This window comes from Amycolatopsis kentuckyensis (assembly GCF_002155975.1).
GTDB lineage: Bacteria > Actinomycetota > Actinomycetes > Mycobacteriales > Pseudonocardiaceae > Amycolatopsis > Amycolatopsis kentuckyensis.
In genome coordinates, this window is record NZ_MUMI01000214.1 from 20,993 (window position 1) to 27,228 (window position 6,236).

The 6,236-nt window shown below is 73.2% G+C and carries 4 protein-coding genes and 1 pseudogene; 2 read left to right on the forward strand and 3 right to left on the reverse strand.

The genetic code is table 11. The features are described 5' to 3' along the window. Positions 1-12: 12 nt before the first annotated feature. Positions 13-1,410 (forward strand): glycoside hydrolase family 28 protein, encoded by a 1,398-nt coding sequence (locus CCN39_RS21335; protein WP_086844612.1) that lies wholly within the window; start codon positions 13-15, stop codon positions 1,408-1,410. On the opposite strand, the gene CCN39_RS21340 is transcribed toward CCN39_RS21335, so the two are convergent. The 3 genes from CCN39_RS21340 to CCN39_RS21350 all read right to left on the reverse strand — a co-directional run bounded on the left by CCN39_RS21340 (position 1,407) and on the right by CCN39_RS21350 (position 5,502). Then, positions 1,407-2,609, reverse strand: a complete 1,203-nt coding sequence (locus CCN39_RS21340; protein WP_086844614.1) for a GTPase — start codon at positions 2,607-2,609, stop codon at positions 1,407-1,409. The genes CCN39_RS21335 and CCN39_RS21340 overlap by 4 nt on opposite strands. Then, positions 2,606-4,387 carry a P-loop NTPase family protein gene (locus CCN39_RS21345; protein WP_208630290.1) on the reverse strand — a complete coding sequence of 594 codons (1,782 nt, stop codon included), beginning with the start codon at positions 4,385-4,387 and terminating at the stop codon, positions 2,606-2,608. Before CCN39_RS21345 ends, CCN39_RS21340 begins: the two co-directional genes overlap by 4 nt. Positions 4,388-4,488: 101 nt before the next feature. Further along, positions 4,489-5,502, reverse strand: a complete 1,014-nt coding sequence (locus tag CCN39_RS21350) for an IniB N-terminal domain-containing protein (protein ID WP_086844619.1) — start codon at positions 5,500-5,502, stop codon at positions 4,489-4,491. Positions 5,503-5,806: 304 nt separating this feature from the next. Between CCN39_RS21350 and CCN39_RS21355 the strand changes: the two are divergent. Continuing rightward, positions 5,807-6,236, forward strand: a pseudogene (locus CCN39_RS21355) (molecular chaperone DnaK); the annotation flags it as partial.

Here is a 6,236-nt window from a genome sequence, read left to right on the forward strand (position 1 = left end):
GAGGAGGCTTCGATGACGGGCAGCACCCGGCGTGAGTTCCTGAAGGCCGCGGGCGCGGCGGGCGGGCTGCTGGCCGCGGGCGCGGTCTTCGGGCCGGCGAGCGCGAACGCGGACCCCGGCGACCCGTGGGCGCGCGTGCCGGTGATCCTCGGCCGGATCACGCCGCCGTCGTTCCCGGACCGGGTCTTCGACATCCGGTCCTACGGCGCGGTCGGCAACAACTCGACCGACTGCACCCCCGCGTTCAAGGCGGCGATCGCCGCGTGCCACGCCGCCGGGGGCGGGCGCGTGCTGGTTCCCGCGGGGAAGTTCCGCACCGGCAAGATCCACCTCCGGTCCCGGGTGGAGCTCCACGTGCTCGGCACGATCCGCTTCCGCAGCGACGCCGCGTCGTACCTGCCGGTGGTGTTCACCCGCTGGCAGGGCATCGAGTGCCACAACTACTCGCCGTTCGTCTACGCGATCGACGAGACCGACGTCGCCATCACCGGATCCGGCACGATCGACGGGAACGCGGCGGCCGGCCCCTGGTTCGACTTCGACGGCAAGCGCGGTCCCGACTGGGACCGGCTCCAGCAGCAGGCGGCCGACGGCGTGCCGGTGGCGCAGCGGGTGTTCGGCGACAAGCACTTCCTCAAGCCGAACCTGATCCAGTTCTACCGGTGCCGCAACGTCCTGGTCGAGGGCGTCGCGCTGCGCAACCCGGCGATGTGGACGGTGCACCCGGTGCTGTGCCGCAACGTGACGGTCCGGAACGTGACGGTCTACTCCCGCGGGGCGATGGTCGACGGCGTCGACCCGGAAAGCTGTGCGGACGTGCACGTCCACGGCTGTTCCTTCGACACCGGCGACGACGGCACGGTGATCAAGTCCGGCCGCGACACCGACGGCCGCCGCGTCGGCGTGCCGAGCGAGGACATCGTGATCGAGGACAACGACTACTTCGGCCGCTGGGGCGCGATCACCGTCGGCAGCGAGATGTCCGGCGGCGTGCGCAACGTCTTCGCGCAGGACAACCGGATCCACGCCGGCTCGTCGTACAAGTCGTTCTACGGCGTGTACGTCAAGACGAACCCGCGCCGCGGCGGGGTCGTCTCGGACATCCACGTGCGCCGGCTGACCGGCGGCCCGGTCGATCGCGGCGCGATCTACGTCGACATGAACTACAGCCTCACCGGCCCGGGCTACGGCCCGATCGTCCAGCCGGTGATCCGCGACATCGACCTGCGCGAAATCCACCTCGACGACTCGCCGTTCGCGCTGAAGATCAGCGGCGCGGCGGAGAGCCCGCTGACGGGGTTCCGGCTGGCGGACAGCACGTTCACGAACATCGACACCCCGGCGCCACAGATCAGCAACGCGCGGGACGTGACGCTCTCGAACGTGACGGTGAACGGAAAGCCGGTCTAGGCGAACAGCGAGAGCAGCCCCTCGGCCGACCGCACCACCACGTGCGCCGCCGTCCGTTCGGCGTGCGGGCGGTCCGGGCGCTCGGCTTCGTGCCGCCAGCGCCGCAGCGCGTCGAGGCCGGCGTCGTAGATCTCGTTCGGGTCGGCGTCCGCTTCCAGGCCCAGCCGATCGGCGGGCGCCGTGCCCTGGGCGCCCAGCAGCCGGACCGCTTCCTCGGCGGGTTCGCCGGACAGCGCCGTGCGGCCGCCGCGGATGTCGGCGATCAGCCGCAGCTCGCGGAAGTCGTGCGCGGCCGCGGCGAAGCGCTCCACCCGGGAGACCAGCCGGTCGCCGCCCGGGCGGGGCTGCGCGGCCAGCAGCGCCTCCAGCCGGATGATCGCCGTGCGCGCCCGCAGGGCCTCGGCGCGCGCCACGAAGCAGCCGGCCAGGGTGTCCCGCAGCTCACCCAACCCGCTGCGGCGCACCAGTTCCGCCGACAGCTTGACGCGGTCGTCGCAGCCGGTGCGGATCAGCGTGAGCGCCAGCCGGACGCCGAACATGCCGAACCGCACCACCAGTGACCGCCGCGTCTCGACCGGGATCGGGCCCGGGAACGCCGGGTCGGTGAACGAATCCACCGACAGCACGTGCCGTTCCAGCTCCTCGCGCGGCACCGCGGCGAACGCGGCGAGGAGGTCGAACTCGTCGTCGCGCAACGACCGGCCGCCGTACGCGAGCTGCCCGGCGACCGCGATCACGCCCAGGAACCCGGTGCACAGCGGGTCTTCCCGCCACGCGCGCCGGGCGAGCTGCTTCGCGGTGAGCAGCGCGTCGATCCGGCCCGCGCCGACCTCGTCGGCCCGCGACAGCACCAGCACCGAGTTCACCGCGCTCTGCCGCGCGAACGGCGAGCCGCCCGGTGGGTGCGCCGCGGCGAGTTCGTCCGGCTCGAGGTGGCGGACCAGCCGGACCGTCGCGTCCGGGACGTCGTCGGCCGGGCCGGGGTCGTCCAGCAGCACCAGGTCGCGCAGCGCCCGGGTCGGCCATTCGCCCAGCGCGGCGGCCAGCGTCGTCTTCCCCGACGAAGGCGCCCCGGTGAACGCGACGCGCAGCGGCTGCTCCAGCCGGTTGAGGCAGTCGTGCAGCAGTGCCGAAGCCCGCGGGTCGTCCCGGTAGAGCCCGGCCGCGGCGTGCAGCAGGTCGCGGACGTCCTGGGTCACGCCGAGAGCTCCCGCCGCGGCTGCCGTCCGGCGATCGTGCCGAGCTCGCCCGCGCGCTGGTGCAGCCCGGCGAGCCGGTCGATCTCGCGGCGGATGTGCCCGGTCCGCCGCTCGCGCTCGGCGCTGCCGGCCAGGATCGTCTCGCGTTCGTGCGTCAGCTCGTCGGCGAGTTCCTCGGCCAGCCCGGTGAAGTGGTCGCGCAGGCGCCGCTGGACGACGCGGATCGCGTCGCGGCATTCCTTGCCGAACCGCAGGAAGACGTCGTCGACGTGCCGCTGCGCCGCCTGCTTGGCGACGGCCTGCCGCCGCTGCAGCCGCATCCCGCCCTCGTCCTTGATCGTCTTCGCGGCGAACGCCGCACCGGCGCCGAGCGAGACCGGGTTGATCAGCGGCAGCCCGGCGAGGCTGGTCACCAGGCCGAACATCAGCACGCCGCCGTAGGACCCGCGCAGCCCGGTGAAGGCCTGCTGGCCGATCTTGAACTTCTCGATCTTCGGGCGGCCGACCTCGTCGAGGTGCTCGACGCCGGAGCCGTCGAGCCGCAGGTCGGGCAGCGCCCGGTCGTACTGGGCCCCGAAGCACGCCGCGACCGCCTGCGCGATCCACTCCGCCCGGTCGGCCAGCCACGTGTAGTTGACGTCGACCGCCTCGGCCAGCGCGTTGTCCAGCCAGGGCGCGAATTCGTCCCACACCTTCGCCGGGTCGCCCTCGTCGAAGGTCCGGTCGATGGTGCTGACGATCTTGCGGGTCCGCTCGCGCAGGTCGTACTCGGCGTCGGAGAGCAGGTCGGTGATCTCGTCGGACAGCAGGTTCTGCCACCGGGTGTTCTGCCGGCGCAGGTCGTCGGCGCGGCGCTGCGCCCGTTGCAGCAGCGCGGCTTGGCCGAGCCCGGCGTCCTGGGCGACCGCGTCGATGCGGTCGCGCAGCGACTCCACCAGTTCGGCGGCGGCGGCGCGCACCCCCACGGCGGCGAGCAGCGCGCGGGACTGCTCGGGCGGGCGCGCGGCCTGCTCGGCGATCCAGGCGAGCAGCTCGGGGAAACCGGAGCGGGCGTTGAGTTCCGCGTCACCGGTTTTCGCGGCGGCTTGGCGCACCACGGCCGAAACGGGCAGGACGGGCGCGTCGATCCCGGCCTCGCCGAGCATGGCGCGGTCGCGTTCGGCGACCGCGCGCCAGCCGGGACTGGCGTCGATCTTCGTGAGTGCCAGCACGACGTGCGGGCACCAGGTCCGCACGTGCCGCGCGAGGGCGAGTTCGGCGGCGGTCAGGGGCGCCGTCGCGTCGGAGACGAGGATCACGGCGTCGGCCTCGGCGAGCATGTCGAGAGCGGCCGCGGTGCGCGGTGACCGCGGGTCACCGACCGGCGGGGTGTCGACCAGGACGAGGCCGGCCGAGAGGAGTTCGCGGGGCACGCCGACCTCGACGCGGCTGAGCGTGCCGGCGGGCCGGGCGCCGAGCTCGCCGGTGAGCCGTTCGACCGCGACGGGGATCCGTTCGCGGGACCGGCCGACCAGGGTCGCGGCGGGTTCGGGCGAATAGGCGATTTCGGTGGGGACGGCGGGGGTCGCGGCGTCGCCGACCGCGCACACCGGCGCGTTCAGCACGGCGTTGAGCAGGTACCCCTTGCCCTGTTTGGGAAACCCGAGCACGCCGAGCCGGGTCTGCCCGGGCTGGGCGTCCCGTCGTCTGCGCAGGCGCTCGGCGAGATCGGCGCGGCCGTGCGTGCGGCACGCGTCCAGCGTCTCGTTGAGCACTTCGAGCCAAGCCGGTGCGGTCACGATGGTCGAGTGTCCCCGGTTCACTCCCCGTACGCACACCGGGTGCCCGTCCCGCGGCTGCACCCAGACCGCGGGACGGGCACCGGTGACCGGTTCGGGGATCAGTGCCCGAGGTGGATGTCGTTGCCCGAGGCGATGTCGCCGAGGTGCAGGTTGCCCAGGGCGTTGTGGCTGATGTCGGAGACATCGGACACCACGTCGTGGACGGCCGTGCCGTTGCCGGAGGCGAGCTCGCCGACGTTGCCGACCGGGTTGTGGTCGACGTTGATGCCGGTGGCCGAGGTCACGGTGTTGGTGACTTCACCGAGACCGTGGACGGCGCCCGCGACCTCGCCGGTGACGTGCTTGACGTCGATGTCGCCGGCGCCCTTGAGGATGCCGGAGAAGTCGCCGACGTTGCCGATCGCGCCGGTCGTGTGCTCGACCGTGCCGGTGACGGCGCCGGTGGCGAGACCGGTGACGTCGTGCGCCTGGTAGTCGACGTGGGCGCCGAGGTCCTTGACGTCGTAGACGGCCGAGCCGGCGGCCGAAACGGCCTGCGGGACCACGCCGGAGTTCGGGTCGGTCAGGTAGCCCGGGGCCGCGGTCAGGTTCGCCAGCGCCTGCGAGTCCAGGCCGTGGGCCAGGTCGCCGCCGAGGACGGCGCCGGTCACGTTGCCGGCCAGCGCGGTCGCGTTGGCGGCGTTGCTCACCTCGTTGACGCCCGGCAGGGAGCCGACGCCGCCGACGACGGGCAGCTCGCCCACGGCCGGGAGCTCGCCGACACCCAGGTCGCCGACGCCCGGCAGGCCCGAGGTGGCCGGCAGGCCGAGGCCCGCGGTGAGGGCGGTGAGCTGGTCGATCGCACCCTGGATGCCGGGGGCGTCGGTGCCGACCGAGGACAGGCCGACCTGGGACAGGTCGCCGACGGCGGGGAGGCCGCCCACGGCCGGGAGGCTGTCGACCGGCACGTAGTCGAGCACCAGCGGGAGGACCTCGTGCACGTCGGCGGCGCTGACGTCGCCGAGACCGGCGGCAGCGAGGGCGCCCTGCGGGTCCGTCCCGAAGGCCGCCAGCGCGGTCGGGTCGTTGAGCAGGTTCAGGGCGAAGTCGTGCAACGTCTGCACGGATTCCATGGAATTTCTCCTGGTCCGGTGGTTCGGGGGACAGCAGCGATCGCAGGGACCGCCGCTTTCGTGATCAAGGTAGGGAGACCGTCCCCCAGCGCACATCGGGGATCACTCCGAGTCGCAGTCCGGTCAGCCGATAGGGGATCGATATGTCATCGTTAGGGAGTTAGGGGCTCATCCGAGACGCGCTCAGTTGGGTTAAATCCCTCCAGACCCTTGCCTGACTAACCCGTTTGGGTGAGGATGCCCCGAACCCTAGGGGGATTCCGTGCCCCCGATCGGCCGCCGCGAGGTGAGGAGGAAAGCGCCGTTGCCCTACGTCCTCGGGATCGATGTGGCCCAGGGCCGGACCCACGCCGCGACCTGCCGCCGACAGGGCCCCGGCTGGGGTGAGCCCGAACCCCTCTGGCTGGGTGACCGGTCCCCGGCCGCCGCGTCCGCGCTGTTCGTCGACGACGAGGGGTACCTGCTCACCGGCGACGCCGCCGCGCAGGCCGGCGCCCAGGTCCCGTCCCGGCTGCTCACCGGCTTCCACCGGCGGATCGGCGACGACGTGCCGATGCTCGTCGAAGGCGAGCCGTTCCCGCCCGAGACGCTCACCACCGTGCTCGTCGAAGGGATCGCCGAGCACGCCGCGAACCTGTTCGGCGGCCCCCCGCACCACCTGGTGCTGACCCACCCCGGCGACTGGGGCGGCTACCGCCGTGACGTGCTGCGCCGGGCACTGGCCGACGCCGGGT